We start from the raw sequence: 26846 nt of genomic DNA on the forward strand, positions 1-26846 counted from the left end.
AAGTTTACCGTTATTGCGCAGGGTTATTAGTTGTGACCGTTATTCAAGAACTTGCTCAGGAATTGCTTGGTTCGCTCTTCTTTCGGATTGGCAAACAACGCCTTTGCTTCGCCTTGTTCGACGATCACGCCCTTGTCGAAAAACACCACACGGTTGGCCACGTCCCGGGCAAAGCCCATTTCGTGGGTGACGATCACCATAGTGCGCTTCTCTTCGGCCAGGCCGCGGATGGTCGCCAGCACCTCGCCCACCAGTTCCGGGTCGAGGGCCGAGGTCGGCTCATCGAACAGGATCACTTCCGGCTCCATTGCCAGCGCCCGGGCGATCGCCACGCGCTGTTGCTGGCCTCCGGAGAGGCGGCGCGGGTAAGCGTCCTCCTTGCCCGCCAGGCCAACCTTGGCCAAGAGCTTTTTACCCAGAATAACGGCGTCGGCGTGCGGGGTTTTCTTGACCACGATCGGGCCTTCGATGACATTTTCCAGCGCCGTGCGATGGGGGAACAGGTTGAAGTTCTGGAACACGAAACCTACGTGCTGGCGCAAACGCCGCACCAGGCTCTGCTGCTGGTTCAGGGGACGGCTGGTATCGACTTCGATATCGCCGACCTTGATCCGGCCACTGGTGGGCTCTTCCAGAAAGTTCAGGCAGCGCAGGAAGGTGGTCTTGCCCGAACCGCTAGGGCCGATGATCGCAACCACCTCGCCTTCCTTGACCTCAAGATCGATGCCGTTGAGCACGACTTGACCCTTGAACTGCTTTGTCAGTTTTTCCACGACAATCATCGGGTCAGGACTCCTGGTCGTGCCGATTGACCCGCGCTTCCAACTGGTTCTGCAGGTGCGACAGCACCGTGGCCAGGACCCAGTAGATCAGTGCGGCGGCAAGATACATGGTGAAGATTTCGAAGGTACGGGCGGTGATCAGCTGCGCCTGGCGGAACAGTTCGGGCACCTGGATGGTAGCGGCCAGCGCGGTGTCCTTGACCAGCGAAATGAAGCTGTTGCCCAGCGGCGGCAATGCGGTGCGCATCGCCTGCGGCAGGATGGCCCGGCGCAGGGTCTGCGCACGGGTCATGCCGATACTGGCAGCGGCTTCCCATTGGCCGCGCTCGATGGAGCTGATCGCGGCACGCAGGATTTCACAGGCGTAGGCGGCCATGTTCAGCGAGAAGCCGATCAGGGCCGCCGGCAGCGGATCGAGTTCCAGACCCAATTGCGGCAAGCCGTAATAGATCACGAACAGTTGCACCAGCAACGGCGTGCCGCGAAAGAACGACACGTACATGCGGGCGATCCAGCTCACCAGTTTGAAGCGCGACAGGCGCATCAGCGCCAGGCCGAACCCCATCACCAGGCCGAAGAACATCCCGCCCAGGCTGAGGATCACCGTGTAGTACGCGCCCTTGAGCAGAAAGGGCACGGAGTCCAGTGCGAGTTGGAAAGCGTCTCCCATTATTGAGTGACGTCAGCGCTGAAGTATTTTTCCGACAGCTTTTTCAGCGTACCGTCGGCACGCAGCTTATCGATGGCCTTGTTCACCGCGGCCAGCAGTTCAGGCTCGCCTTTGCGCAGGGCAATGCCGGCTTCCTGACGGGAGAACGCATCGCCGGCGGCGGTGGTGTCCTTGGCCTTCTTGGCATATTCCAGCGCAGCCAGGCGGTCGATCAGAATGGCGTCGATACGGCCGACACGCAGGTCCTGGAACTTGGTCGGATCATCTTCGTAGGTGCGGATGTCAGCGGTCGGCACATTGGCTTTGACCCACTCTTCGTAGTTGGTGCCCAGGCCTACGCCGACTTTCTTGCCAGACAGGTCAGCGGCGGACTTGATGTTCAGCTCGGCGGCCTTCTTCGTCAGCACCAGTGCCTGAATCCCGGAAACGGTGTAGGGCTCGGAGAAGTCATACTTCTTCTTGCGCTCTTCGGTGATGGTCACCTGGTTGATCACTGCGTCCAGACGCTTGGATTCCAGGGCGGCGAGGATGCCTTCCCATTTGGTCGGTTGCAGTTTGACTTTCACGCCCAGCTCTTTGGCCAGGGCTTCGGAGAACTCGACTTCGAAGCCGGCCAGTTTGCCGTCGGCGTCGACGAAACTGAACGGTGGGTAGGTGCCTTCCAGGCCGACGTTGATCACGCCTTTGTCCTTGATTTGTTGCAGTTGCTCACCGGCAACCGCCTGGCCAATCAGGCCGGCGCTCAGTGCCAGGCCCAGCGAGCCCACCAGCAGATTGCGACGTAGTGCGGAAAAATTCATGACAAGCCCCTGTGTTTTCTTATGGAAGACGCTTTAGGAAAGTTGGCAAATTCGGGATTTTGACGACTGCGATATCCTGCACTAAAGCAGCGTATGCGTCTCGTTACAAATTCGCCTGCGGCGTGACTATAAGACGACACAGTTAGATAAGAAAATAATAAATATCATATTTGTTATTCGATAATTGAATATGTGTTTCATAGGAAAAGATCGCCTACAGGAAATCCTTATAGGCAAACAACGCCGGCGCCCCACCGGTGTGCAGGAAGATGATCGGGCCCTCGTCGAAACGCTGACGGCCGATCCCATCCAGCAAGCCCGCCATGGCCTTGCCAGTGTAGACCGGGTCCAGCAGCAAGCCTTCCTGGCCCGCCAGCAGCTTCACCGCCGCCAGTGTCCCGGCGTTCGGCTCGCCATAACGCGGGGCGAAATACTCATCCCACAACTCGACTTTGAAAGCGTCCGGCAGGTTCACGCCCAGCAGCTCGGCAGTGCGTTCGGCCAGGCCTTGAACCTTTGGCCGCTGATCTTCATCGCTGCGCGAAACCGTCACGCCGATCACGGGCAGATCCGGCAGTACTTCACTCAAGGCCAGCGCCAGTCCGCTGTGGGTACCGGCGCTGCCCGAGGCCAGGACCACGGCGGCGAACTTCAGGCCGGTGTCCTTGATCTGCTCGGCCAGTTCCAGCCCGGCGCGCACGTAACCCAGGGCGCCCAAGGCATTGGAGCCACCGATCGGTACCAGGTACGGCTTCTTGCCGTTGCTGCGCAGTCGGCCAGCCAGGGCTTGCAGTTGTTCATCGGCGTTGTCGAGGTTTTCCACCAGTTCGACCTTGGCATCGAACAGGTCGAGCAGCAGCCGGTTGCCGTTGCCGGTGTAATTGCTGTCGTCAGTGCCCAGAGGATTTTCCAGAAGGGCTACGCAGCCCAGACCCAACTTGGCGGCAATGGCGGCTGTCTGGCGTACGTGGTTCGATTGCAACGCGCCTGCCGTGATCAAGGTGTCGGCGCCCTGGGCCAAGGCATCGGCGGCCAGGTACTCGAGTTTGCGCAATTTGTTGCCGCCCATCGCCAGCGGCGTCAGGTCATCGCGCTTGACGTACACGTCGCGGCCCAGCCAGGTCGACAGGCGTTCGAGTTTTTCCAGGGCGGTGGGTTGACCGAGCAGGTCGAGGCGGTTAAAGCGGGCGAGTTGTTGTTTGATCATGGGTCCGTACTGGCCGTGGAGGATTTCAGGACTATAGGCAGGCCCCAAAGCCTGGGCAACCGTCAATCGCTTATAGCCAATCGAACTGAGCACAGCACTATTGGTTCTTAATTTGCCTTGCGAGCCTTGCCGTAAAGTATTCGCCGTCAGTGCGGCCAGACAGTCCGGTCGCCCGTGAGGAGTTTTTACCGTGAGTGAGCGTTCCAGCCATTGGCAATTGCAGACCATCGTCAGTCAGCTGCGCACGGCACGTGAGCAGTGGCGTGCACAAAACGGCCGGGCCAGCGGCGAGCAGGGCGGTCGTGAATTGCCTTCCCGCGCAGCCATGGCGGAGATTCTCGAAGCCCTGTGCGGCGCGCTGTTCCCGATGCGCCTGGGGCCGGTTGACCTGCGCGAAGAAAGCGAAGACTTCTACGTCGGTCATACGCTGGATGTGGCGCTGAATGCGCTGTTGGCCCAGGCGCGGCTCGAATTGCGCTACGCCGCGCGCCACAGTGCCCAGGCCGATACCGAGGTCGAAGCCCGGACCATCCAGATCATTCAGGACTTCGCCCTCGCTTTGCCTGGGTTGCGCAGCCTGTTGGACACCGACGTACTGGCGGCCTATCACGGCGACCCGGCGGCGCGCAGTGTCGATGAAGTGCTGTTGTGCTACCCGGGGATTCTGGCGGTGATTCACCATCGCCTGGCCCATCATTTGTACCGCGCCGGGCTGCCGTTGCTGGCGCGGATCAGTGCGGAAATTGCCCACTCGGCCACCGGCATCGACATTCACCCCGGCGCGCAGATCGGCCGCAGTTTCTTCATCGACCACGGGACCGGCGTGGTGATCGGCGAAACCGCGATCATCGGCGAGCGCGTGCGGATTTATCAGGCGGTGACTTTGGGCGCCAAGCGCTTCCCGGCGGACGAAGACGGTCAGTTGCAGAAAGGTCAGCCACGGCATCCGATTGTCGAGGATGACGTGGTGATTTATGCCGGGGCGACGATTCTCGGGCGGATCACCATCGGTCAGGGCTCGACCATCGGCGGCAATGTCTGGCTGACCCGCAGCGTGCCGGCGGGCAGCAACCTGACCCAGGCGAATCTGCAGCATGATGATGGGGCGCAGAAGTAGTCTCCTGAATCTTCGCTGACTGGTCTGGCCTCATCGCGAGCAAGCTCGCTCCCACAAGGTTTTCTGTCGTTCACAGCTTTTGTGTTCAACCCGGATCCACTGTGGGAGCGAGCTTGCTCGCGATTGGATTTCAAGCCGAATCGAGTTGTTGGTCTTCAGCAAATTTCCTCCCTTGAGCTAGCGTAAGAACACCACCGCCGAGCCCTGCGATTAGTCCTTAGCCCCCTATCCATGTTTAACTTGAACGTTCATTCAAGTTAAACCGGCGGTTCGCTGCCCGCTCACAACAGGAGGCTTGCCTTTGCTGAGTCCGATTTCTACAGCCACGTTTTTCCCCTTCGAGGTGCACCGTACATGAGTGCATCGTCCATCCCTCCAAGCGGTCTGATCCGCATGAATCCGCCGGTGTTCTGGTTCTCGGCGAGTTTCATTCTGTTGTTTGGTGTCGTTGTCATCGCCATGCCCGAGCAGGCCGGTGCCTGGTTGCTGGCGGCGCAAAACTGGGCGGCCAACACGGTCGGCTGGTATTACATGCTGGCGATGACCCTGTATCTGGTCTTCGTGGTGGTCACCGCCTTGTCCGGCTACGGCAAGATCAAGCTCGGTGCCGACCACGACGAACCCGAATTCAGTTACTTGTCCTGGGCCGGCATGCTGTTCGCCGCGGGGATCAGCATCACTCTGTTTTTCTTCTGTGTGTCCGAGCCACTGACCCATATGCTGCAACCGCCCCAAGGCGAGGCTGGTACGGCAGATGCGGCGCGCCAGGCGATGCAGATTCTGTTTCTGCACTGGGGCCTGCACGGCTGGGGCGTGTTCGCCTTTGTCGGCATGGCGCTGGCTTACTTTGCCTACCGGCATAACCTGCCACTGGCGCTGCGTTCGGCGCTGTATCCGCTGATCGGCAAGCGCATCAACGGCCCCATCGGTTACGCGGTAGACGGCTTCGGCATCATCGCCACGGTGTTCGGCCTCGGCGCCGACATGGGCTTCGGCGTGTTGCACCTCAATTCGGGCCTGGACTACCTGTTTGGCATCGCCCATACCCAATGGATTCAGGTCGGCCTGATCACCTTGATGATGGGCGCAGCGATCATCGTGGCTGTATCCGGCGTCGACAAGGGCGTGCGGGTGATGTCCGACATCAACATGCTGCTGGCCTGTGCGCTGTTGCTGTTTGTATTGTTCGCCGGCCCCACGCAGCACTTGCTCAACACGCTGATCCAGAACGTCGGCGACTATCTCGGCGCCTTGCCGATGAAGAGTTTTGATCTGTACGCCTACGACAAGCCCAGCGACTGGCTGGGCGGCTGGACGGTGTTCTACTGGGCCTGGTGGATCGCATGGTCGCCGTTCGTGGGCCTGTTCATCGCACGGATTTCCCGTGGCCGGACGATTCGTGAATTCGTCTTCGGCGTGTTGCTGATTCCGCTCGGTTTCACCCTGGCGTGGATGTCGATTTTCGGTAACAGCGCCATCGATCAAGTGCTCAACCACGGCATGAGCGCGCTCGGCATGTCGGCCATCGATAATCCGTCGATGACGCTGTACCTGCTGCTGGAAACCTACCCGTGGAGCAAAACCGTCATCGCGGTCACGGTGTTCATCAGCTTCGTGTTTTTTGTCACCTCCGCCGACTCCGGCACCGTGGTGCTGTCGACGCTGTCCGCCAAGGGCGGCAATCCCGATGAAGACGGGCCGAAATGGCTGCGGGTGTTCTGGGGGGCGATGACTGCGCTGGTGACCAGTGCATTGCTGTTCTCGGGCAGCATCGATGCGTTGAAGTCGGCGGTAGTCCTGACCTCGTTGCCGTTCTCGTTGATTCTGCTGTTGATGATGTGGGGGCTGCACAAGGCGTTTTATCTGGAATCGCAGAAGCAGATTGCGCAGATGCATTCACTGGCACCGGTGTCCGGATCACGGCGGGGCGGCTGGAGGCAACGTTTGAGTCAGGCGGTGCATTTCCCTTCGCGGGACGAGGTTTATCGCTTTCTCGATACGATGGTGCGCCCGGCGATTGAAGAAGTGTCTGCCGTGTTCCGGGAGAAGGGCTTGCATGTGGCGACGCATCCCGATCCGGCGACTGACAGCGTCAGCCTGGAGATCGGCCACGGCGATCAACATTCGTTCGTTTATCAGGTGCAGATGCGCGGTTACTTCACGCCGTCGTTTGCCCGTGGCGGCATGGGTTCCAAGCAACTCAACAATCGCCGCTACCACCGGGCCGAAGTGCATTTGAGCGAGGGCAGCCAGGACTACGATCTGGTGGGTTACACCAAGGAGCAGATCATCAACGACATCCTCGATCAGTACGAACGGCACATGCAGTTTCTGCATCTGGTGCGTTGATTTCGGGCAGGGTGCCGGGGCTTTTCAGCTCTCGGCGCTCAGCACCATGAACAACACCAGTGCCGCCACCGGAATGCTGAACACCATCGTGCCGATGGCCAGTTCCGTGCTCAACGACTGGCCAGCGTTCACCATGCCGATGGCGCCGTTGATCACCGTCAGCGCCAGCCACAGCACTACGAAGCCGTAGGTCAGTGTCTGACGGCTGAAGCCGATTTTCTCGCCGATGAACAGCATCAGGGCGAGCAAGGCCAGGCCGAAGGTGATGATGATCGTGGTGTGCATGGCTTCTTCCATCCTTGCGATAGCTATCGCTTCTTCGTTGCTTTGGCGACTTTGTTCCTGTCGGCCCAGATCACGCAAGCCTGTCGCTGTTTTGTTCAAATCTGCGGGCAGATTGAATTTCTGTGAAACGTTTCAGCATTTAGTCGAGTCTCAGGTTTTTTGCTGTTCGTGCGGGCGTATGCTGGGCGACTGGCGAAGCAGTCGAGACCAGATTCAAGACCGACAAGAGAGGATTCGATGACTTACACCGCTGCCGAAAACCGCTACGACTCCATCCCTTACCGCCGCGTGGGCCGCAGCGGGCTGGTGCTGCCGGCGCTGTCGTTGGGCCTGTGGCACAACTTCGGCGACAGCACGCCGATCGATACCCAGCGCGCGTTATTGCGCACGGCATTCGACCTGGGCATCAACCATTTCGACCTGGCCAACAACTATGGCCCACCGTACGGCAGCGCCGAGATCAACTTCGGCCGTTTGCTGCGTGAAGACTTCAAGCAGTACCGCGACGAACTGATCATTTCCAGCAAGGCTGGTTGGGACATGTGGCCCGGCCCTTACGGTCAGGGCGGCGGTTCGCGCAAGTACGTACTGGCCAGCCTCGACCAGAGCCTGCAACGCCTGGGTGTGGATTATGTCGACATCTTCTACTCCCACCGTTTCGACGCGGACACGCCGCTGGAAGAAACCGCCAGCGCACTCGCCACGGCGGTGCAACAGGGCAAGGCGTTGTACATCGGCATCTCTTCGTACTCAGGGGTGAAGACCCGCGAAATGGCGGCGTTGCTCAAAGAGTGGAAAGTGCCGCTGCTGATCCACCAACCGGCCTACAACCTGCTCAATCGCTGGGTGGAAAAAGACTTGCTGGACACCACTGACGAACTTGGTACCGGTGTGATTGCCTTCACCCCGCTGGCCCAGGGTTTGTTGACCGATAAATACCTCAACGGCGTGCCGGCGGATGCGCGGGTCAACCGTCCGGGCGGTGGTTCGTTGCAGGCCTCGCATTTGTCCGAGGCCAACATTGCCCAGGTGCGGGCACTCAACGAAATCGCCAAGCGTCGTGGCCAGAGCCTGGCGCAATTGGCGCTGGCCTGGACGTTGCGTGATCCACGAGTCACGTCGGCATTGATTGGCGCGAGCCGGCCGGAGCAGATCGTCGAGAATGTCGGGGCGTTGAAGAACCTGAGTTTCAGTGCCGAGGAACTGGCGGAAATTGACCGGTTTGCCCGGGAGGGCGGGGTCAATCTTTGGGAGAAGCCTTCGACGGCTGAGTAATTTGTCGGCGTCTGTTCCGCCCCCATCGCGAGCAGGCTCGCTCCCACAGGGTATGTGCTTGACGCAGATCCAATGTGGGAGCGAGCCTGCTCGCGAAGGGGCCAGATCGGTCAATCAAGCAATCAGGGTTCAGCGAAAGAACGGCACATCCCCCAACACCGTCGCCCGCTGCATGACCCGCCGCGCCGGCCGGTAATCATCCACCGCGTAATGCTGAGTCACGCGGTTATCCCAGAACGCAATGTCGTCCTGCTGCCAGCGCCAGCGAATGGTGAACTCCGGCCGCGTTGAATGGGCGAACAGGAACTTCAGAATCGCCTCGCTCTCGGTTTCCGACAGCTCGTTGATCTTCGAAGTGAAACCTTCATTGACGAACAGCGAGCGGCGCCCACTCACCGGGTGCGTGCGGATCACCGGGTGCGACAGCGGCGGATTCTTGCGCCGTGCTTCTTCCCACTGGGCCAGCGCCTCGGGCGTGTTGCCATAGCGTTCCAGCGGGAACGAACGGGTGAAGTCGTGGGTGGCGGTCAGGCCTTCGAGCAAAGTTTTCAGCGGCGCCGACAGGGCTTCATACGCGGCAATCCCACTGGCCCATAACGTATCGCCGCCAAACTCCGGCAGCAGTTTGGCGCTGAGCACCGCGCCCATGGCCGGGGTTGGCAAAAAGGTCACGTCGGTGTGCCAGATCGCGTTATCGCGCACGTCGGTGACGGCGGTGTCGAGGATCAGCACCTGCGGCTGTTCCGGCACGTTGGGGTAGATCGGGTGAATGTGCAGGTCGCCGAAATTCGCGGCGAATCGCGCCTGCTGCTGTGGCGTGATCGGCTGGTCGCGGAAGAACAGGACTTGATGCTTGAGCAGCGCCTGCTCAATGGCATCGCGCTGCTCCAGATTCAGCGGCCGGCTGATGTCGACGCCGCTGATTTGCGCACCGAGGGCGGAGCTTAAGGGGACGATGGTCAGGTGGCTCATGGTGGTTCTCTTCAATCCGGTGTGCCGCTCTTTTTGTGGGAGCGAGCTTGCTCGCGATAGCGGATTGTCAGGCGACACAGGTGTTGAATGTGCAACCGTCATCGCGAGCAAGCTCGCTCCCACATGAATACTGTCAGTGATTTTGGCCGTGCCACGGCACCAGTTTGCGTTGCAGGGCACGCAGGCCCAGTTCCATCGCGAAGGCGATCAGCGCGATCACCAGAATCCCCAGCACCACCACATCGGTGACCAAAAACTGCGCGGCCGATTGCACCATGAAGCCCAGACCGCTGGTGGCGGCGATCAATTCCGCGGCGACCAGCGTCGACCAACCCACTCCGAGGCCAATGCGCACACCGGTCAGGATATCCGGCAAGGCACTGGGCAAAATGACGTGGCGAATCAACTGCGCGCGCGTTGCGCCCAGCGACTGCGCGGCACGCAATTTGGCCGGGTCGACCGTGCGCACACCGGTGGCGGTGGCGATGGCAATCGGGGCGAAGATCGCCAGGTAGATCAGCAGCACTTTCGACAATTCGCCGATGCCGCACCAGATCACGATCAGGGGCAGATAAGCCAGTGGCGGAATCGGCCGGTAGAACTCGATCAGCGGGTCGAGCACGCCACGGGCGATACGGTTGGCGCCGATGGCGATGCCCACCGGCACGGCGGTGAGAATCGCAAAGCCGAGGCCCAGGCCGATGCGGCTCAGACTCGCGCCGAGGTGCTGCCACAGGGTTGAATCCATGTAACCCGAGGTCGCCAGCAGCCAGCCTTTTTGCAGTACGGCGGAGGGCGGCGGCAGAAACAGTGGCTCGATCAAGCCGGTCGCCGTCACGGCCCACCAAATAAAAACGAGAACGACCAGTGTCAGCACACTGATCCAGTGAATGCTCAAACGGCGACTTGCCGGAATCACGGTTGAGCCTGGCGTTATCGCTGCGACGGGAATTTCGTAGCTGCTCATGCGCGCTCCTGCCGCTGGGCGGCGCTGCGTTGGGAGAACACTTTGGCGAGTACGTGTTCGCGGGTTTCGATAAAACGCGGGTCGGACTTGATCGAGCGAGCCGACTCACCGGCGGCATAACGCTGACCGAAATCGAGGGGCAGGCGCTCGACGATTTGCCCCGGATTGGGCGCCAACAGAATCAGGTCGGTGGCGAGGAACACGGCTTCTTCGATGTCGTGGGTAATCAGGAACACCGGCTTGGCGGTGCGTTGCCAGACTTGCAGCAACAGCTCCTGCATCTGCTCGCGGGTGAAGGCGTCGAGGGCACCGAAAGGTTCGTCCATCAGCAACACGCGCGGGTCGGCGGCGAGGGCGCGGGCCAGGCCGACACGCTGCTTCTGGCCACCGGAAAGCTGCCAGATGCGGCGACTGTCGAAACCTGCCAGATCCACCAGCGAGAGCATTTCACGAGCACGTAATTCGCGTTTTTCCCTGGCGACGCCGGCCAGTTCCAAGCCGAAGCCAACGTTGGCCAACACATCCTGCCACGGCAGCAAACCGTCGTCCTGGAACACCACGCCGCGCTCGGCACTCGGGCCTTTGACGGGCACGCCGTCGAGGGTGATGCGCCCGGCGCTGGGTTCGACGAAACCGGCAATCAGGTTCAACAGCGAAGTCTTGCCACTGCCGGACGGGCCAAGGGCGACCAGCAATTGCCGGGGTCCCAGGCTCAGGGAGATATCCGCCAACACCGGTTCCGGGGTGCCGGGGTACTGTGCGCTGATGCGCTCCAGCTGTAGCAAGGCCATCGCATTGACTCCCGATCAGTGGGTGATGAACTTGGCGCTGACGTACGGTGCGTAGTCCGGCAGCACCGCCTCGACCTTGCCTTGCTCCTTGAGGAACGCCGCGGTGTCGGTGATGGCTTTGGTGGTCGGTGCGCCGAGGGTGATGACCTGGTCAGCCGCCAGCGGGTAGACGTTGCCTTGCAGCAGCAACGGAATGTCGCTGGCCTTGGCGCCGGAGAGCTTCACCAATTTGTCGACGTTGCCCTGGTTGGCGAGCCAGGCTTGCGGGTCTTTGCGGTAATCGGCGTAGGCGTCCAGGGTCACTTTGGCGAACGCGGTGACGATTTCCGGATGCTTCTCTGCGAAATCCTTGCGCACGATCCAGGCATCGAAGGTCGGTGCGCCGAACTTGGCCAGCTCGCCGGAGGTGATCAGTACCTTGCCGGTTTCCTTGGCGACACCGAGGGCCGGGTCCCACACGTAGGTGGCGTCGATGTCACCGCGTTTCCAGGCGGCAATGATCGCTGGCGGAGCCAGATTGAGAACGGTGACTTTCGACGGGTCGATGTTCCAGTGCTTGAGCGCGGCCAGCAGGCTGTAGTGGCCGGTGGATACAAACGGCACGGCGATCTTCTTGCCGATCAGGTCTTGCGGGGTCTTGATCCCGGAACCGTCGCGGGCGACCAGGGCTTCAGCGGCGCCGATCTGGGTGGCGATGAGGAAGGTTTCTACGGGGACTTTGCGAGTGATGGCGGCGGTCAGAGGGCTGGAGCCGAGGTAGCCGATCTGCACGTCGCCGGAGGCGATGGCAGCGATGATATCGGCACCGTTATCGAATTTGCGCCAGCTGATATCGGCCTTGGTGGCTTTTTCGTAGGCGCCGTCGGCCTGGGCGACTTTCGCCGGGTCAACGGTGGTCTGGTAGGCGACGGTGAAGTCGGCCGCCTGGGCAAAAAAACTGGCGGTAGCCAAGGAAGCGGCCGCCAGCAAGCGAAGAGGGGAAGTCAGTTTCATCAGAAAGCTCCTTGTCAGGCGACCGAATGTCGGCGTGAGAAAGAGACTAAATGATCTAAGAATTATAAAATAAATAACTTTTTCGAATTAGCTTATGAGGGGAAAACTTGAGGAGCGACCGCTACGCGGTCATCGTCGGAACGCCGCCCGGAGCAAGCTCGCTCCCACAGGGTTCAATGGTGTTTGCACGATTGCGGTCACACCGATAATCCACTGTGGGAGCGAGCTTGCTCGCGATAGGTCCGCAGGACCTTCCAGGATCAGTTACTGATCGCCAATATGCTCGCCTGGTACGCCCCGACGAACACATCGAAATCACCGACTTCGTTCTGTTCCAGCTCAGCCTGTTCAGCCAGCGACGAACGCGCCCGCTCTTCAAATTTCGCCTGTTTCTCAGCCGGCAACGGCTCGCTGCGGAAGAACTCGGCATGGGCCTGGCTCTGGCGCAAGGAGAACTGGGCGAAGCTTTCATTGTGTTCGGCCATCGCCGTCAATACCTGGGCCGATGGCGTCAGGGACGGGTCCAGGACCTTGGCCATCTGGGCGTCCAGCGCCTTGCTGTGGGCATCGCCGCCATGGCTCTGGTCGAGCAATGCCGCCAGAGGAGCAATTTTCTCCAGCAACTCGCCGGCCCATTCCTTGAGGTCAACCGGCTGGCCATCCCGTTGCAGTTGCAGGCCCGGACGACGACCTTCCTTGACCACGCTGAGGAAGTTGGAGGTCGCGTTGCCGCAACTGGTGCTGGTCAGCAACGGGCTGTCATTGAGCGCGCAGTACAGCAGGAACGCATCGAGGAAGCGCGACTCGGTGAGGTCGATGCCCATCGGCAGGAACGGATTGATGTCCAGGCAGCGCACTTCAATGTACTGGATACCCCGGGCCATCAGTGCCTGGATCGGGCGTTCACCGGTGTAGGTCACGCGTTTCGGGCGGATGTTGGAGTAGTACTCGTTTTCGATCTGCAGGATGTTGGTGTTGAGCTGTACCCACTCGCCATCCTGGTGGGTGCCGACTTCGACATAGGGTGCATACGGCGTGGCCACCGCTTTGCGCAGGCTGTCGGTGTAGCTGTTCAGATCGTTGTAGCACGGCGTCAGGCCGGCCTGGGCGCTGCTCTGATAACCCAGGTCGCTCATGCGCAGACTGGTGGCGTAAGGCAAGTACAAAGTCTGCGGGTCCAGTTGCTCCAGCTGATGCGAACGACCGCGCAGGAAGCCGGCGTCCAGTGCTGGCGATGCCCCGAACAGGTACATCAGCAGCCAGCTGTAGCGGCGGAAGTTACGGATCAGGGCGATGTAGGACGACGACTGAAAGTCGCGGTCAGTGCCGACAAAACCCTCGGCCTGCCTGAGCAGCGGCCAGAGTTTTTCCGGCAGGGAAAAGTTGTAGTGGATGCCGGCAATGCACTGCATGGTCTTGCCATAACGCAGGGCCAGGCCCTTGCGGTACACATACTTGAGCTGCCCGATATTGGACGTGCCGTAATAGGCAATCGGGATGTCTTCCTCGGCCGGCAACGGGCACGGCATCGATGGGCTCCACAGGTACTCGTTGCCGAGCTTGCTGTAGGCAAAGCGGTGAATGCTGTCCAGGCTCGCCAACGTGTCCGCCGGATCGGGCAGGGCTGGAGTGATGAACTCCAGCAGCGACTCGGAGTAGTCGGTGGTGATCTGTTCATTGGTCAGCGCGGAACCCAGGCTTTCCGGGTGCGGCGTTTGCGCCAGGCGACCTTCGTCGGTCACGCGCAGGCATTCACGTTCGATGCCGTGAAGGCACTGTTCGAGCAGAGAGAGGTTAGCGCGCTCGCCGAGCAGGGCCAGGCGGCGGTTGAGAAGTTCGCTCAAGTTGGATTCCTTCACGCGTCAGTCGCCCCAATATGGGGGTGGGCAAGACGGTCTACAAGGGTGAAGTTAAAACTGGCGTTTTCGCCTGGTTTTGGAGCTTGCCGCAATCAATGTGGGAGCGGGCCTGTGGCGAGGGGGCTTGCCCCCGTTGGGCTGCGAAGCAGCCCCAAAACCTCTGATGTTCCAAGATTTTGTGAGTGCTACGCACTCAAACGGGGGCAAGCCCCCTCGCCACAGGCCCGCTTCCACAGGTTGCGTACTGACGAAATTAACTCAAATCGATGACATCCATCTACAGGACAGCGAACGTGCCTTGTGCTTTTGCGACCAGTTTGTCGCCCTGCATCACATCGGCCTCGACTACCAATGTGCGGCGACCCGGGTGGATCACCCGCGCCGTGCACATCACCTCACCGTCGGCGACGGCGCGGATGTAGTTGATCTTGCACTCGATGGTCGCGCTCTGCTGGTCAAAGCCGTGGGTGCTGGAACAGGCCAGCCCCATGGCAATGTCCACCAGGCTGAACAAGGCCCCGCCGTGCAGCTTGCCGCCGCGATTGCGCAGCTCCGGCTCCAGCGCCAGGGCGACTTGCGCCACCCCGGTTTCCAGACTGTGCAAGCGGCAGCCCAGCAGCTTGAAAAACGCGCTTTCGGTCAGCCCGGCGGGAATGTCCATCAGCGTTTCTTCAACTGCTTGGCGTTTGCGAACAGCGAAGCCATGGCGTTGTTGCTCGGGGCCGCTGCCGTGGTTTCCTTGCGCGGTGCGGTGTTCTGGGACTGGCGTGGCGCCGACCCCGGACGCGCGCCGCGAGCGCCGTCGACTTTCTCGCCCGGGGTGTCGCTCATGCGCATCGACAGACCCACGCGTTTGCGCGGGATGTCGACTTCCATGACCTTCACTTTCACCACGTCACCGGCCTTTACCGCTTCGCGTGGATCCTTGATGAACTTCTCCGAAAGCGCAGAGATATGCACCAAACCGTCCTGATGCACGCCGATATCGACGAAAGCACCGAAGTTGGTCACGTTGGTCACCACGCCTTCGAGGATCATGCCCGGTTGCAGGTCCTTGAGGTCTTCGACGCCTTCCTGGAACTCGGCGGTCTTGAACTCGGGACGCGGGTCGCGGCCTGGCTTATCCAGTTCCTGAAGGATGTCGGTGACAGTTGGCAAACCGAAGGTTTCGTCGGTGAATTTTTTCGGGTCCAGGCGCTTGAGGAAACCACTGTCGCCAATCAGCGAACGAATATCGCGATCAGTCTCGGCGGCGATACGCTGCACGAGCGGATAGGCTTCCGGGTGCACTGCGGAGGCGTCCAGGGGATTGTCGCCGTTCATCACGCGCAGGAAACCGGCGGCCTGTTCGAAGGTTTTTTCACCGAGGCGCGCGACTTTCTTCAGCGCAGCGCGGGTCTTGAACGCGCCGTGCTCGTCGCGGTGGCTGACGATGTTCTGCGCCAGGGTCGCGTTGAGGCCGGAGATCCGTGCCAGCAGCGCCACGGAAGCAGTGTTCACGTCGACGCCAACGGCGTTCACGCAGTCCTCGACCACAGCATCCAGGCCACGGGCCAGTTTCAGCTGCGACACATCGTGCTGGTACTGGCCGACACCGATGGATTTCGGATCGATCTTCACCAGCTCGGCCAGCGGGTCTTGCAGGCGACGGGCAATCGACACGGCGCCACGGATCGATACGTCGAGATCCGGGAATTCCTTGGAAGCCAGCTCCGATGCCGAGTAAACCGATGCGCCGGCCTCGGAAACCATGACCTTGGTCATTTTCATGGCCGGGTATTTCTTGATCAGTTCAGCGGCCAGCTTGTCGGTTTCGCGGCTGGCGGTGCCGTTGCCGATGGCGATCAGGTCCACCGAGTGCTTGGCGCACAGGGCGGCGAGCACGGCGAGGGTCTGGTCCCACTTGTTGTGTGGCACGTGCGGGTAAACCGTGGCGTGATCCAGCAGCTTGCCGGTGGCGTCGACCACGGCGACCTTGCAACCGGTGCGCAGGCCCGGGTCGAGACCCAGGGTGGCGCGCGGGCCGGCCGGGGCCGACAGCAGCAGGTCGTGCAGGTTATGGGCAAAGACATTGATCGCTTCGGTTTCCGCGCCATCGCGCAGCTCGCCCAGCAGGTCGGTTTCCAGATGGGTGTAGAGCTTGACCTTCCAGGTCCAGCGCACCACTTCGCCCAGCCATTTGTCGGCGGCGCGGTTCTGGTTCTGGATGCCGAATTGCTGGCCGATCATGCCTTCGCACGGGTGCATGGTGCCCGGCAGTTCGTCGCCGACTTTCAGCGCGGAGCTGAGGATGCCTTCGTTGCGGCCACGGAAAATTGCCAACGCGCGGTGCGACGGCATGCTTTTGAGCGGTTCGTCGTGTTCGAAGTAATCGCGGAACTTGGCGCCTTCCTCTTCCTTGCCGGCAATCACGCGGGCACTGAGGGTGGCTTCCTGCTTGAGGTAGTTGCGCAGCTTTTCCAAGAGGCCTGCGTCTTCGGCGAAGCGTTCCATCAGGATGTACTTGGCGCCTTCGAGGGCTGCCTTCACATCGGCCACGCCTTTTCCCGCGTCGATGAAACGCGCGGCTTCGGTTTCCGGGCTCAGGGACGGATCGTTGAACAGGCCATCCGCCAAGTCGCCGAGGCCGGCTTCCAGGGCGATCTGGCCCTTGGTGCGGCGCTTTTGCTTGTACGGCAGGTACAAGTCTTCGAGGCGGGTCTTGGTGTCGGCGAGCTTGATGTCGCGTTCAAGTGCAGGGGTCAGCTTGCCCTGTTCCTGGATGCTGGCGAGGATGCTGATACGCCGTTCGTCGAGTTCTCGCAGGTAGCGCAGGCGCTCTTCCAGATGACGCAATTGCGTATCGTCGAGGCTGCCGGTCACTTCTTTCCGGTAACGGGCGATGAAGGGAACGGTAGAGCCTTCATCGAGTAGCGCGACGGCCGCTTCGACCTGTTGTGGGCGTACACCGAGTTCCTCGGCGATGCGGCTGTTGATGCTGTCCATAAAACCACCTGACAAATTGTGAAAGCAGGCTCGCAGGCGCGGAAATAGGGCCTTCGCGAGTCTGGTTGAGCGGCCTGGCCTGCGCCGCTACCTGGATCAAAAGGTATCCCGTTGACCCGTGAAATCGAACAATTACTGCCGGCACCATGAAAAAAAATGGTGTCCATCTGTAGTACCTGTCTGATGTTGCCTGACACAAAAGGCCGCGCATTATAACCAGCGTTACGGCATTCGGGGGGCATCGCGGGTTGCCGGTGCAATGGCCGGTTTTCTGGCGGTATAGGAAAAATCTGCTAACAATGCACACGGTGCGTATAACGGCAGCTACGCCATAATGCGTGCCGAGATCAAAGGGAGCATCCAATGAGCAGCACTGCACAAACTGCTGAAGGCGAAAAAATTCTTATCGTTGACGACGATCCGGGGCTGAGCAGCCTGCTGGAGCGTTTTTTCGTCAGCAAGGGCTACCGCGCCCGCGCCGTACCGAACACCGAGCAAATGGATCGCCTGCTGGCGCGCGAAGTGTTCAACCTGGTCGTCCTCGACCTGATGTTGCCCGGCGAAGACGGCCTGACCGCCTGCCGCCGTCTGCGCAACGCGAACAACCAGATTCCGATCATCATGCTCACCGCCAAGGGCGACGAGCTGAGCCGCATCAAGGGCCTGGAACTGGGCGCCGACGATTACCTGGCCAAGCCGTTCAATCCCGATGAGCTGATGGCTCGCGTCAAGGCGGTATTGCGTCGCCAGTCGTCTCCGGTGCCTGGTGCTCCGGGCAGCGAAGACGAAAGCGTGACCTTCGGTGACTACGAGTTGTCCCTGGCCACCCGCGAGCTCAAGCGCGGCGAAGAAGTGCACATGCTCACCACCGGTGAATTCGCTGTGCTCAAGGCCCTGGTGATGAACGCGCGTCAACCGCTGACCCGCGACAAATTGATGAACCTGGCCCGTGGCCGCGAGTGGGATGCCCTGGAGCGTTCCATCGATGTGCAGATTTCCCGTCTGCGCCGGATGATCGAACCCGATCCCTCCAAGCCGCGTTACATCCAGACCGTCTGGGGCGTGGGTTATGTGTTTGTTCCGGATGGTACCGCCACCAAGTGATTGGCGATTTGTAGGAGCGGGTCATGCGGACAACGGATCAATCGATCCTGTCCGCAGACTCGCGATCCGCAATATGCGAGCATTGCTCGCTCCTGCAAGTGTTTAACGGCTATCCATGAAAACCCCTGTTTGGTTTCCCCAGAGCTTCTTCTCTCGCACCCTTTGGCTGGTGCTCATCGTCGTTCTCTTCTCCAAGGCGCTGACCCTGGTTTATCTGCTGATGAACGAAGACGTGCTGGTGGACCGCCAATACAGCCACGGTGTCGCCCTGGTGCTGCGTGCCTACTGGGCGGCCGATGAAGAGAACCGCGCAAAGATTGCCGATAGTGCACCCCTGATTCGGGTAGTGGGCGCCGGTGTCCCGGAAGGCGAGCAACATTGGCCATACAGTGAGATTTACCAGCGACAGATGCAGACCGAGCTGGGGCCAGACACCGAAGTGCGACTACGCATGCATTCTCCCCCGGCACTGTGGGTTCGTGCTCCGAGCCTGGGTGAAGGCTGGCTGAAAGTGCCGCTGTATCCGCATCCGTTGCGCGGTCAGAAAATCTGGAACGTGCTCGGCTGGTTCCTCGCTATTGGCCTGCTGTCCACCGCTTCGGCCTGGATCTTCGTCAGCCAGCTCAATCAACCTTTGAAGCGTCTGGTGTATGCCGCGCGGCAACTCGGCCAGGGCCGTAGCGTGCGCCTGCCGATCAGCGATACGCCAAGTGAGATGACCGAGGTTTACCGCGCCTTCAACCAGATGGCCGAAGACGTCGAGCAGGCCGGTCGCGAGCGCGAGTTGATGCTGGCCGGGGTGTCCCATGACTTGCGTACGCCGTTGACCCGCTTGCGGCTGTCCCTGGAGCTGATGGGCGACCACAGTGACCTGACGGACGACATGATCCGTGACATCGAAGACATGGACGCGATTCTTGACCAGTTCCTGGCGTTCATTCGTGACGGACGTGATGAGTCGGTGGAAGAAGTGGACCTGAGCGATCTGGTTCGTGAGGTCGCCGCGCCGTACAACCAGAACGAAGAGAAAGTGCATTTGCGCCTGGAGCCGATCCAGCCGTTCCCGCTGCGTCGGGTATCGATGAAGCGGTTGCTGAACAACCTGATCGGTAATGCTCTGCATCACGCCGGCAGCGGGGTGGAAGTGGCGGCATATGTGTCCGGGGATACCAGTGCGCCGTATGTGGTCCTGAGTGTCATGGACCGTGGCGCGGGGATCGATCCGTCAGAGCTGGAGGCGATTTTCAACCCGTTCACCCGTGGCGATCGTGCCCGCGGCGGCAAGGGCACCGGGTTGGGATTGGCAATCGTGAAGCGGATCGCTTCGATGCATGGCGGCAACGTTGAGCTGCGTAACCGCTCGGGCGGTGGGCTGGAAGCGCGGGTGCGGTTGCCGCTTGGGTTGATGCTGCCGCGGGATGCTGTTTAACCGCTGACTTTTTTGGTGTGGCTGATGGCCCCATCGCGAGCAAGCTCGCTCCCACATTGAATCGCATTGGATGCGAAATTTGCATTCACTCATATCCACTGTGGGAGCGAGCTTGCTCGCGATGGCGGCCTTCCAGCCGCCAAAAAACTCAGGGTTTAACCCTTCCCTTTGGTCCGCGTCATATTCGGCCCACCATTCTTCTCCAGATGCTCAATGATGATCCCCGCGACATTCTTCCCGGTGGTGGTCTCGATCCCTTCAAGCCCCGGCGACGAGTTCACTTCCATCACCAGCGGCCCGTGATTGGAGCGCAGGATATCCACACCCGCCACCGCCAATCCCATGACCTTTGCCGCACGCAATGCCGTCATGCGTTCTTCCGGGGTGATCTTGATCAGGCTCGCGCTGCCACCGCGATGCAGGTTGGAGCGAAACTCGCCGGGTTTGGCCTGGCGCTTCATCGCCGCAATCACCTTGTCACCAACGACGAAGCAGCGAATATCCGCCCCTCCAGCCTCCTTGATGTACTCCTGAACCATGATGTTCTGTTTGAGGCCCATGAATGCCTCGATCACCGATTCCGCGGCCGTGGCGGTTTCGCACAGCACCACGCCGATACCTTGGGTGCCTTCCAGCACCTTGATCACCAACGGCGCGCCGTTGACCATTTCGATCAGGTCGGGAATGTCGTCGGGGGAGTGGGCAAAGCCGGTCACCGGCAAACCGATCCCGCGACGAGACAGCAATTGCAGCGAACGCAGCTTGTCCCGTGAACGGGCAATGGCCACCGATTCGTTGAGTGGAAATACCCCCATCATTTCGAACTGACGCAGCACTGCGCAGCCATAAAAGGTCACGGACGCACCGATCCGTGGAATCACCGCATCGAAACCCTCCAACGGTTTGCCGCGATAGTGGATCTGCGGCTTGTGGCTGGCGATGTTCATGTAGGCGCGCAAGGTGTCGACCACCACCATTTCATGGCCACGCTCGGTACCGGCTTCGACCAGACGACGGGTGGAATACAGACGCGGGTTCCGCGACAGCACAGCGATCTTCATGCAACACCTGTGGAGGAGGTAGATACCGGGAACACCGGCTTGTCTTGTACATACTTGATGCCCGGATTGACCACCAACTGGCCGTGGATCAGGGCTTTGGAGCCGAGCAACAGGCGATAACGCATGGACTTGCGGCAGGCGAGCGTGAACTCGACCCGCCAGACCCGATCACCAAGGGCCAGGGTGGTGCTGATCACGTATCGCACCTGCGCGTGACCGTTTGAGCTTTTAATGGTTTTCCTTGTCACCAGCGGTGCTTCGCAGCGACGGTGACGCAACTGCACCACCGTGCCCAGGTGTGCCGTGAAACGCACCCACTGCTCGCCGTCGCGCTCGAACGGCTCGATTTCGGTGGCGTGGAGGCTTGAGGTGCTGGCACCGGTGTCGATTTTTGCCCGAAGGCCGGCGACTCCCAAATCAGGGAGCGCCACCCACTCGCGCAGACCGACAACGGTCAAATGGTCAAATGTCTTCAAAATTGCTCAACCGGTAGAAACCGCGGTGGCCGCAGGCGGCCGAATTCGCGGTATTCACGCAGAATAATGGTTAAAAGGCGACAGATATCTACGGCCCGGATTTCCAGCCCCGCAAGGAGGTTATGGAATGTCAGCATTGTAGCTCGGGCCGGTGAAATTCTTGGTACGACAGAAACGGTAGTACAGTTCACCAATATTTCAGAATGAGGAAATTCCATGGCACAAAAAAACGAAGAGGACGACAAAGTCCGCCTCGATAAATGGTTGTGGGCTGCACGATTTTACAAAACCCGCGCCTTGGCCAAAGCGGCGATTGAAAGTGGCAAGGTGCATTGCCGGGGTGAGCGCTGCAAGCCCGGCAAGGAACCACGTATCGGTGATGAATTCGTGATTCGTACCGGTTTCGACGAGCGCACGGTGGTGGTCCAGGCGCTGTCGATCGTGCGCCGTGGCGCGCCGGAAGCGCAGATGCTGTACGCCGAAACCGAAGCCAGCATCGCCAAGCGCGAAAACGCCGCCGCAGAACGCAAAGCAGGCGCTCTGGGCGTGAGCACCGACGGCAAACCGAGCAAGAAACAACGGCGGGATCTGTTCAAGTTTCGTGGCAGCAGCAACGAATGATCGACCGGGTCCGTCGATCACTCAAACAGGCAAAGACTTGTAATTGTGCTTGCGCGTAGCCATATGGGGTAGTTCGCCTGCCCTGCACGAGCCATTGGCAGTGCCATTCGTCGTAAAGCGCACACAGTCGCCGGCCTGTAAGCCATAACCAGACAGCAAGACGCTATGGCCGAGGCGTAACCTCGAATTCCGTAATCACTTTTGTCACCACTTCAGATACCCAGACTTATGACCGACCTACCGGATAACGACTTCACCCAACGCTTCATCTTCGATGACAGCGACACCCGTGGCGAGCTGGTCTCTTTGGAACTCAGCTACGCCGAAGTCCTGGCCAAACACGCCTACCCGCAGCCGGTCGCGCAACTGCTCGGCGAGCTGATGGCGGCTGCATCCTTGCTGGTCGGCACGTTGAAGTTCGATGGCTTGCTGATCCTGCAGGCCCGCTCCGAAGGCCCGATCCCGCTGCTGATGATCGAGTGCTCCAGCGAGCGCGATATCCGTGGACTGGCCCGTTACGACGCGGACCGCATTGCCCCCGACGCTACCCTGGCCGACCTGATGCCGGATGGCTCGCTGACATTGACCGTCGACCCGAAACAGGGCCAACGCTACCAGGGTGTCGTCGATCTGGATGGCGAAACGTTGTCCGACTGCTTTACCAACTACTTCGTCATGTCGCAGCAGATTGGCACGCGTATCAAGCTCTGCGCCGATGGCCGCCGCGCCCGTGGCCTGTTGCTGCAGCAACTGCCCGCCGACCGCCTTAAAGACGAAGAAGAACGCGCCGCCAGCTGGCAGCACCTCACCGCATTGGCCACCACCCTGACCGCCGATGAGCTGCTGGGCCTGGACAACGAAACCGTGCTACATCGCCTCTACCACGAAGAGCAGGTGCGTCTGTTCGATGTGCAGAAGTTGCGCTTCCGCTGCAGCTGCTCGCGTGAACGTTCAGCCAATGCGCTGGTCAGTCTGGGTATGGAAGACGCGCAGCAGTTGGTCGTCGAGCACGGTGGCAACATCGAAATCGATTGCCAGTTCTGCAACCAGCGCTACCTGTTCGACGCGGCCGATGTCACTCAATTGTTCGCCGGTGCGGGCATCGAGACACCGTCAGATACTCGTCACTAAAACGGTTCAGCGCAGGTAAATTCACTGGCTGCCGCCGGATTAATGCCATTACGACAGGAGGGGCCTACTCTTTTTGGGCTTTTCTGGCATAATCCGGCCCACTTTTTTCGCGGTAGTAGTGCACGACTTTCTACTACAAAAACGTTTGGAGCACTCGGCCACTGGCCGACGGGGAACCTCATGACGCAAGCCAATAACGCCGTGTACACCGATCTGAGTGTTGATGATCTGGTTAAAGAAGCCCTCAACCGCGGTGAAGGCGAGCTTGCCGATACCGGCGCACTGGTTGTTCGTACCGGTCACCGTACCGGCCGTTCGCCAGTCGATCGTTTCATCGTTGAAGAGCCAAGCACCCAGGCCGCCATCGCCTGGGGCCCGATCAACCGCAAGTTCCCGGCCGACAAGTTCGACGCCCTGTGGGCTCGCGTCGAGGCGTTCAACAACGCGCAAGAGCATTTCGTTTCCCACGTGCATGTTGGTGCGGCTTCCGAGCACTACCTGGCCGTGAAGATGACCACCCAGACCGCCTGGCAGAACCTGTTCGGCCGTTGCCTGTTCATCAACCCGGCTCAGTACAACCCGGCGGGTCGTGACGAGTGGCAGGTGCTCAACGTTGCCAACTTCGAGTGTGTGCCAGAGCGTGACGGCACCAATTCCGACGGCTGCGTAATCCTCAACTTCGCCCAGAAGAAAGTGCTGATCGCCGGCATGCGTTACGCCGGTGAAATGAAAAAAGCCATGTTCTCGGTGCAGAACTTCCTGCTGCCGGCTGCCGACGTACTGCCAATGCACTGCGCCGCCAACATCGGCGAAGAGGGCGACGTGACCCTGTTCTTCGGTCTGTCCGGTACTGGTAAAACCACCCTGTCGGCCGACGAAAGCCGTTACCTGATCGGTGACGACGAGCACGCTTGGGGCGAAGGCGTGGTGTTCAACATCGAAGGCGGTTGCTATGCCAAGTGCATCGACCTGTCCGAGAAGAACGAGCCGGTTATCTGGAAAGCCATCAAGCACGGCGCGGTCCTGGAAAACGTCGTCATCGACGACGCCAAGCACGCCGACTACGCCGATGTCAGCCTGACCCAGAACAGCCGTGCCGCCTACCCGCTGGAGCACGTTGCCAAGCGTTCCGAGAAGAACCTCGGTGGCGAGCCGAACGCTGTGATCTTCCTGACTTGCGACCTGACCGGCGTGCTGCCGCCAGTGTCGATCCTCAACGAAGAACAAGCGGCCTACCACTTCCTGTCCGGTTACACCGCGCTGGTCGGTTCGACCGAAATGGGTTCGGGCAGCGGCATCAAGTCGACCTTCTCCACCTGCTTCGGCGCACCGTTCTTCCCGCGTCCGGCCGGCGAATACGCTGAGCTGCTGATCAAGCGCATCCGTGGCTTCGGCTCCAAGGTCTACCTGGTCAACACCGGCTGGACCGGCGGTGGCTACGGCGTCGGCAAGCGCTTCAACATCCCGACCACCCGCGCCGTGATCGCAGCGATCCAGAGCGGCGCCCTGATCGGTACCGAGACCGAGCACCTGGACACCATCAACCTCGACGTGCCAGTGGCCGTACCGGGCGTTGAGACCGGCCTGCTGAACCCACGCAACACCTGGGCCGACGTAGCCGCCTACGACGAAGCTGCCAAAGCACTGGCCGGCCTGTTCATCGAGAACTTCAAGAAGTTCGAAGTGAGCGACGCGATCAAGGCTGCTGGTCCTAAGTTGTAAGTGCTGGCTTGAGCTAACGAAAAAGCCGCCCCTCGGGGCGGCTTTTTTGTGCGCAAAATTCAGTTTTTCGCGGGCAAGTCAGAATGCGTCGGGCCGTTACAGGCCTTCGAGTTCATCCGTGTCCCAGCGTTGGGCCTTGATGGCCCGGTAGAGCATGCCGATGGTCAATGGCACCTTCTCGCCGCGACCCTTGGCTTTTCGTTTTAGATTCACATCGTGGCCATCGGGCTGGAAATAGCGATAACTGTCGAAATCCACGAAATCGATGGCGAAGTGGTCTTCCAGTGTTTCGATCAAATGCCGGGCGTCTGCACCGTTGCAGTCCAGGTCAAAGTTGATCGAGGTGCCGAGGCTGATGGTTTTGCGTTCGGGGAAGCCGAGTTCTTCATGCAGCAGTTGCATGAGTTGCTGCATCAAGTGGTCGTCAGGGAGGTTGGGGGCGAGGATCATTGCGTAGGCTCCGCTAATCGAAATGCAGGCGCCATATTATCCTGCTCGCGTTTCGATAGTCCCAAAGCCCCCGCTAGTGTTGGCCATTGGCTGACAACTTGTTTGAAGCTGTCGATGATGTTTTTTGCATCCGCACGACCGACCCGAAAATACTCTGCCACTTCCCGGGCCAGCTCCAGATCCAGTGCGTTATCGGTATCGGTGATGTTGAGCTTCAAGCCGTCGGCGTGGGCCACCGGGTTCATGTCATAGGCGGCAGACAATCGCCATCCACGATCCGGATCAAGGATGAAACCATGGTTGCGCAGGTGGTCGTCGGTGTTGGAGACCAGGATGTTGAAAACAATCCGAGACCACAACTCTCGAAGGTCAGCGTTGGTTTGCGAGCCATGTTCCATGAGCACTTCGGCTAACTCAAGATAGCTTGCGCCGACGGAGGCATCGTCACCGTCAACGCGATCAGTCATGGTCATGCCTGAGGCAAAGTGCAGTCGGCCACCCCGTTCAGTACGATCGAATCGCTTGACCATGAAGCAGTGATGATCGCTGGCGTAGCGTCGGGCGATGCCGGTCGCGACTCGCAGGCCACAATGATTGGCCAAGGCATTGACCACCAGTTCCCAGGCGCCAATGTCGTAGTCATCACGGGTGCTGGGGAACTTGGCAATCCACAAGTGACCGTGCTCGTCTGCAACGCTGGCCTTGGGGCGGGCGCCACCCAGTGAACCTCCAGGTGCGATCAGCATTCTCAGCCACTCGCGGCCATCGAGTGAGGTGTTGTCCGGATCGTTTTCCAGAGCGCGGCTTGCTTGTTCCAACGTCCGCAGCTCAATGAAGGGTGGGGCGGCCACGCCATCGCGATCATCGAGAAAGTTGCCTTGGTCATTGAGCTTGTAGCGGATTGCACCAACCCGATAGAGGTCATGTACGCCTAACAGGAAATCCGACTCGTGGAGCTTGCTGCCTTTGGCAGCCAGGCCTTCGCGGATATCGCGCTCCAGTCGCCGCTTCATCAACAGTTGACCCCACCGATCCGGGCTTGAATCAGCGAACACGCCAAATCGGCTTTGATGTTGCCCCGGGAACTGACGACCCTCATAGAGCCCGATTCGAGGGTCCAGGGGTGTGAAGTTCAACTCGGGATCAGCTAGCGCAGCGGCGTCGTATTCAAACTCGAAGACGTCCGTGGAACGGGTCTTTCGGGCATGCAAGAAACCGAGACGTCTGGGCCCATTCAAGGATTCCCAATCGGCATACACCGCAATCTGCGTCATTTTTCACCTGTCGCTGGCTTGGTTTTTTTCTTGGTCAACAGACTGGAAAGTGAGTGGGTGTTGAAGGGGAAGTCAGCGGATAGCTCTTCTGTGTGGGTGGTACTTTCAATCACTCCAGTGTCTTTTTCAGGTATTGGAGAGGCTTTTTTTACTGCACTTATTCGGCGTACTCGTCGGTTCGCGTCTTTGGCTGTGGTTGCCTTGGGTTTGAGTTGTGCGTCCTGCAGTTGCCGCCCCACCTCATCGGTTGCCGCGAGTTTGTTCAAGTCTTTTTCCAGACCCAGAACTTGCATGACAGACAGGTAGGCGCCGATGGTCACCCCTGAGCCACCTGATTCCAGAGAGCGCAAGGTTGTCAGTGACATGCCCGACCTCTCGGCGACTTGTTTAGCTGTGAGTTTGCGGCGTAGGCGAGCGAGTTTCAGTCGCTCACCGAACTCGGAAAGTAGTCTGGAAGCGGCGGGCAAGAGTGGAGCTGTCTTCTTGGCCATGTGCCAATATTCCTTCATCAAGACGCTATAACTGC

25 protein-coding genes are annotated in these 26846 nt (G+C 60.1%); 8 read left to right on the forward strand and 17 right to left on the reverse strand.

Translation table 11 applies throughout. From position 1 onward, the window contains the following. Positions 1-26: 26 nt before the first annotated feature. The 4 genes from tcyN to ACM6IK_RS28580 form a co-directional block, all read right to left on the reverse strand. Positions 27-782: an L-cystine ABC transporter ATP-binding protein TcyN gene (gene tcyN / locus ACM6IK_RS28565; RefSeq protein ID WP_414876966.1), complete on the reverse strand. Its 756-nt coding sequence runs from the start codon at positions 780-782 to the stop codon at positions 27-29. Between the two features lie 4 nt (positions 783-786). Continuing rightward, positions 787-1452 carry a cystine ABC transporter permease gene (tcyL, locus tag ACM6IK_RS28570; protein WP_108216114.1) on the reverse strand — a complete coding sequence of 222 codons (666 nt, stop codon included), beginning with the start codon at positions 1450-1452 and terminating at the stop codon, positions 787-789. Further along, on the reverse strand, positions 1452-2252 hold the full coding sequence (gene tcyJ / locus ACM6IK_RS28575) for a cystine ABC transporter substrate-binding protein (RefSeq protein ID WP_108216115.1): 801 nt from the start codon (positions 2250-2252) through the stop codon (positions 1452-1454). Before tcyJ ends, tcyL begins: the two co-directional genes overlap by 1 nt. A gap of 214 nt (positions 2253-2466) precedes the next feature. Next, on the reverse strand, positions 2467-3459 hold the full coding sequence (locus tag ACM6IK_RS28580; protein WP_414876967.1) for a D-cysteine desulfhydrase: 993 nt from the start codon (positions 3457-3459) through the stop codon (positions 2467-2469). Between the two features lie 190 nt (positions 3460-3649). Between ACM6IK_RS28580 and epsC the strand changes: the two genes are divergently transcribed. Continuing rightward, the gene (gene epsC / locus ACM6IK_RS28585) at positions 3650-4576 is read left to right on the forward strand and encodes a serine O-acetyltransferase EpsC (RefSeq protein ID WP_108216117.1); all 927 of its coding nucleotides are present in this window, start codon (positions 3650-3652) and stop codon (positions 4574-4576) included. A gap of 393 nt (positions 4577-4969) precedes the next feature. Further along, on the forward strand, positions 4970-6925 hold the full coding sequence (gene betT / locus ACM6IK_RS28590) for a choline transporter BetT (protein ID WP_414877034.1): 1956 nt from the start codon (positions 4970-4972) through the stop codon (positions 6923-6925). Positions 6926-6949: 24 nt separating this feature from the next. Here betT and ACM6IK_RS28595 read toward each other — a convergent pair whose 3' ends face one another. Beyond that, positions 6950-7210, reverse strand: coding sequence for a hypothetical protein (locus ACM6IK_RS28595; RefSeq protein ID WP_414876968.1), 261 nt, complete (start codon positions 7208-7210; stop codon positions 6950-6952). A gap of 237 nt (positions 7211-7447) precedes the next feature. On the opposite strand from ACM6IK_RS28595, the gene mgrA reads away from it, so the two are divergent. Next, on the forward strand, positions 7448-8485 hold the full coding sequence (gene mgrA / locus ACM6IK_RS28600; protein WP_414876969.1) for an L-glyceraldehyde 3-phosphate reductase: 1038 nt from the start codon (positions 7448-7450) through the stop codon (positions 8483-8485). Between the two features lie 129 nt (positions 8486-8614). Here the strand turns inward: mgrA and tauD are convergent, their stop codons facing one another. The 7 genes from tauD to ACM6IK_RS28635 form a co-directional block, all read right to left on the reverse strand. Beyond that, complete coding sequence (gene tauD, locus ACM6IK_RS28605; RefSeq protein ID WP_414876970.1) at positions 8615-9457, reverse strand: taurine dioxygenase; 843 nt, start codon at positions 9455-9457, stop codon at positions 8615-8617. Positions 9458-9590: 133 nt separating this feature from the next. Further along, on the reverse strand, positions 9591-10424 hold the full coding sequence (gene tauC / locus ACM6IK_RS28610; RefSeq protein ID WP_414876971.1) for a taurine ABC transporter permease TauC: 834 nt from the start codon (positions 10422-10424) through the stop codon (positions 9591-9593). After that, entirely contained in the window at positions 10421-11215 is a 795-nt protein-coding gene (gene tauB, locus ACM6IK_RS28615; protein ID WP_414876972.1) for a taurine ABC transporter ATP-binding subunit, read from the reverse strand. Before tauB ends, tauC begins: the two co-directional genes overlap by 4 nt. A gap of 15 nt (positions 11216-11230) precedes the next feature. Continuing rightward, positions 11231-12208, reverse strand: coding sequence for a taurine ABC transporter substrate-binding protein (gene tauA / locus ACM6IK_RS28620; protein ID WP_414876973.1), 978 nt, complete (start codon positions 12206-12208; stop codon positions 11231-11233). A gap of 260 nt (positions 12209-12468) precedes the next feature. Next, entirely contained in the window at positions 12469-14052 is a 1584-nt protein-coding gene (gene gshA, locus ACM6IK_RS28625; protein ID WP_414876974.1) for a glutamate--cysteine ligase, read from the reverse strand. Positions 14053-14344: 292 nt separating this feature from the next. Then, positions 14345-14728, reverse strand: coding sequence for a PaaI family thioesterase (locus ACM6IK_RS28630; protein ID WP_095127618.1), 384 nt, complete (start codon positions 14726-14728; stop codon positions 14345-14347). Further along, positions 14728-17052 carry a Tex family protein gene (locus tag ACM6IK_RS28635; protein WP_414876975.1) on the reverse strand — a complete coding sequence of 775 codons (2325 nt, stop codon included), beginning with the start codon at positions 17050-17052 and terminating at the stop codon, positions 14728-14730. Before ACM6IK_RS28635 ends, ACM6IK_RS28630 begins: the two co-directional genes overlap by 1 nt. 363 nt (positions 17053-17415) lie before the next feature. Here ACM6IK_RS28635 and ompR point away from each other — a divergent pair, with 363 nt between their 5' ends. Continuing rightward, positions 17416-18156, forward strand: coding sequence for a two-component system response regulator OmpR (gene ompR, locus ACM6IK_RS28640; RefSeq protein ID WP_414876976.1), 741 nt, complete (start codon positions 17416-17418; stop codon positions 18154-18156). A 115-nt stretch (positions 18157-18271) separates the two neighbouring features. After that, positions 18272-19585, forward strand: a complete 1314-nt coding sequence (locus ACM6IK_RS28645) for an ATP-binding protein (protein ID WP_414876977.1) — start codon at positions 18272-18274, stop codon at positions 19583-19585. Between the two features lie 155 nt (positions 19586-19740). Here the strand turns inward: ACM6IK_RS28645 and rimK are convergent, their stop codons facing one another. Both rimK and ACM6IK_RS28655 read right to left on the reverse strand, forming a co-directional pair. Further along, complete coding sequence (gene rimK, locus ACM6IK_RS28650; protein WP_007972871.1) at positions 19741-20646, reverse strand: 30S ribosomal protein S6--L-glutamate ligase; 906 nt, start codon at positions 20644-20646, stop codon at positions 19741-19743. Further along, positions 20643-21104 (reverse strand): ATP-dependent zinc protease, encoded by a 462-nt coding sequence (locus ACM6IK_RS28655; protein ID WP_177413322.1) that lies wholly within the window; start codon positions 21102-21104, stop codon positions 20643-20645. The genes rimK and ACM6IK_RS28655 overlap by 4 nt, the downstream gene beginning before the upstream one ends. A 234-nt stretch (positions 21105-21338) precedes the next feature. Between ACM6IK_RS28655 and ACM6IK_RS28660 the strand changes: the two genes are divergently transcribed. From ACM6IK_RS28660 to ACM6IK_RS28670, 3 genes are all read left to right on the forward strand, one after another. Further along, on the forward strand, positions 21339-21743 hold the full coding sequence (locus ACM6IK_RS28660; RefSeq protein WP_108216131.1) for an RNA-binding S4 domain-containing protein: 405 nt from the start codon (positions 21339-21341) through the stop codon (positions 21741-21743). A 228-nt stretch (positions 21744-21971) separates the two neighbouring features. Then, positions 21972-22874, forward strand: coding sequence for an Hsp33 family molecular chaperone HslO (gene hslO / locus ACM6IK_RS28665; RefSeq protein WP_414876978.1), 903 nt, complete (start codon positions 21972-21974; stop codon positions 22872-22874). 180 nt (positions 22875-23054) lie between these two features. Beyond that, positions 23055-24596, forward strand: a complete 1542-nt coding sequence (locus ACM6IK_RS28670; RefSeq protein ID WP_414876979.1) for a phosphoenolpyruvate carboxykinase — start codon at positions 23055-23057, stop codon at positions 24594-24596. Between the two features lie 96 nt (positions 24597-24692). Here the strand turns inward: ACM6IK_RS28670 and ACM6IK_RS28675 are convergent, their stop codons facing one another. From ACM6IK_RS28675 to ACM6IK_RS28685, 3 genes are read right to left on the reverse strand one after another with little or no spacing between them, the layout of a single operon-like run. Then, the gene (locus ACM6IK_RS28675; RefSeq protein WP_414876980.1) at positions 24693-25046 is read right to left on the reverse strand and encodes a DUF1493 family protein; all 354 of its coding nucleotides are present in this window, start codon (positions 25044-25046) and stop codon (positions 24693-24695) included. Beyond that, entirely contained in the window at positions 25043-26320 is a 1278-nt protein-coding gene (locus ACM6IK_RS28680) for a type II toxin-antitoxin system HipA family toxin (protein WP_414876981.1), read from the reverse strand. The genes ACM6IK_RS28675 and ACM6IK_RS28680 overlap by 4 nt, the downstream gene beginning before the upstream one ends. Then, positions 26317-26811, reverse strand: a complete 495-nt coding sequence (locus ACM6IK_RS28685; RefSeq protein WP_414876982.1) for a helix-turn-helix domain-containing protein — start codon at positions 26809-26811, stop codon at positions 26317-26319. The genes ACM6IK_RS28680 and ACM6IK_RS28685 overlap by 4 nt, the downstream gene beginning before the upstream one ends. Positions 26812-26846: the final 35 nt, after the last annotated feature.

Source organism: Pseudomonas sp. IT-196MI5, assembly GCF_949767415.1.
Lineage (GTDB): Bacteria > Pseudomonadota > Gammaproteobacteria > Pseudomonadales > Pseudomonadaceae > Aquipseudomonas.

Coding starts and splice junctions, on each gene's coding strand:
- tcyN (WP_414876966.1), bottom strand. CDS start 782: ATGATTGTCGTGGAAAAACTGACAAAGCAGTTCAAGGGTCAAGTCGTG.
- tcyL (WP_108216114.1), bottom strand. CDS start 1,452: ATGGGAGACGCTTTCCAACTCGCACTGGACTCCGTGCCCTTTCTGCTC.
- tcyJ (WP_108216115.1), bottom strand. CDS start 2,252: ATGAATTTTTCCGCACTACGTCGCAATCTGCTGGTGGGCTCGCTGGGC.
- ACM6IK_RS28580 (WP_414876967.1), bottom strand. CDS start 3,459: ATGATCAAACAACAACTCGCCCGCTTTAACCGCCTCGACCTGCTCGGT.
- betT (WP_414877034.1), top strand. CDS start 4,970: ATGAATCCGCCGGTGTTCTGGTTCTCGGCGAGTTTCATTCTGTTGTTT.
- ACM6IK_RS28595 (WP_414876968.1), bottom strand. CDS start 7,210: ATGCACACCACGATCATCATCACCTTCGGCCTGGCCTTGCTCGCCCTG.
- mgrA (WP_414876969.1), top strand. CDS start 7,448: ATGACTTACACCGCTGCCGAAAACCGCTACGACTCCATCCCTTACCGC.
- tauD (WP_414876970.1), bottom strand. CDS start 9,457: ATGAGCCACCTGACCATCGTCCCCTTAAGCTCCGCCCTCGGTGCGCAA.
- tauC (WP_414876971.1), bottom strand. CDS start 10,424: ATGAGCAGCTACGAAATTCCCGTCGCAGCGATAACGCCAGGCTCAACC.
- tauB (WP_414876972.1), bottom strand. CDS start 11,215: ATGGCCTTGCTACAGCTGGAGCGCATCAGCGCACAGTACCCCGGCACC.
- tauA (WP_414876973.1), bottom strand. CDS start 12,208: ATGAAACTGACTTCCCCTCTTCGCTTGCTGGCGGCCGCTTCCTTGGCT.
- ACM6IK_RS28630 (WP_095127618.1), bottom strand. CDS start 14,728: ATGGACATTCCCGCCGGGCTGACCGAAAGCGCGTTTTTCAAGCTGCTG.
- ACM6IK_RS28635 (WP_414876975.1), bottom strand. CDS start 17,052: ATGGACAGCATCAACAGCCGCATCGCCGAGGAACTCGGTGTACGCCCA.
- ompR (WP_414876976.1), top strand. CDS start 17,416: ATGAGCAGCACTGCACAAACTGCTGAAGGCGAAAAAATTCTTATCGTT.
- ACM6IK_RS28645 (WP_414876977.1), top strand. CDS start 18,272: ATGAAAACCCCTGTTTGGTTTCCCCAGAGCTTCTTCTCTCGCACCCTT.
- rimK (WP_007972871.1), bottom strand. CDS start 20,646: ATGAAGATCGCTGTGCTGTCGCGGAACCCGCGTCTGTATTCCACCCGT.
- ACM6IK_RS28660 (WP_108216131.1), top strand. CDS start 21,339: ATGGCACAAAAAAACGAAGAGGACGACAAAGTCCGCCTCGATAAATGG.
- hslO (WP_414876978.1), top strand. CDS start 21,972: ATGACCGACCTACCGGATAACGACTTCACCCAACGCTTCATCTTCGAT.
- ACM6IK_RS28670 (WP_414876979.1), top strand. CDS start 23,055: ATGACGCAAGCCAATAACGCCGTGTACACCGATCTGAGTGTTGATGAT.
- ACM6IK_RS28675 (WP_414876980.1), bottom strand. CDS start 25,046: ATGATCCTCGCCCCCAACCTCCCTGACGACCACTTGATGCAGCAACTC.
- ACM6IK_RS28680 (WP_414876981.1), bottom strand. CDS start 26,320: ATGACGCAGATTGCGGTGTATGCCGATTGGGAATCCTTGAATGGGCCC.
- ACM6IK_RS28685 (WP_414876982.1), bottom strand. CDS start 26,811: ATGGCCAAGAAGACAGCTCCACTCTTGCCCGCCGCTTCCAGACTACTT.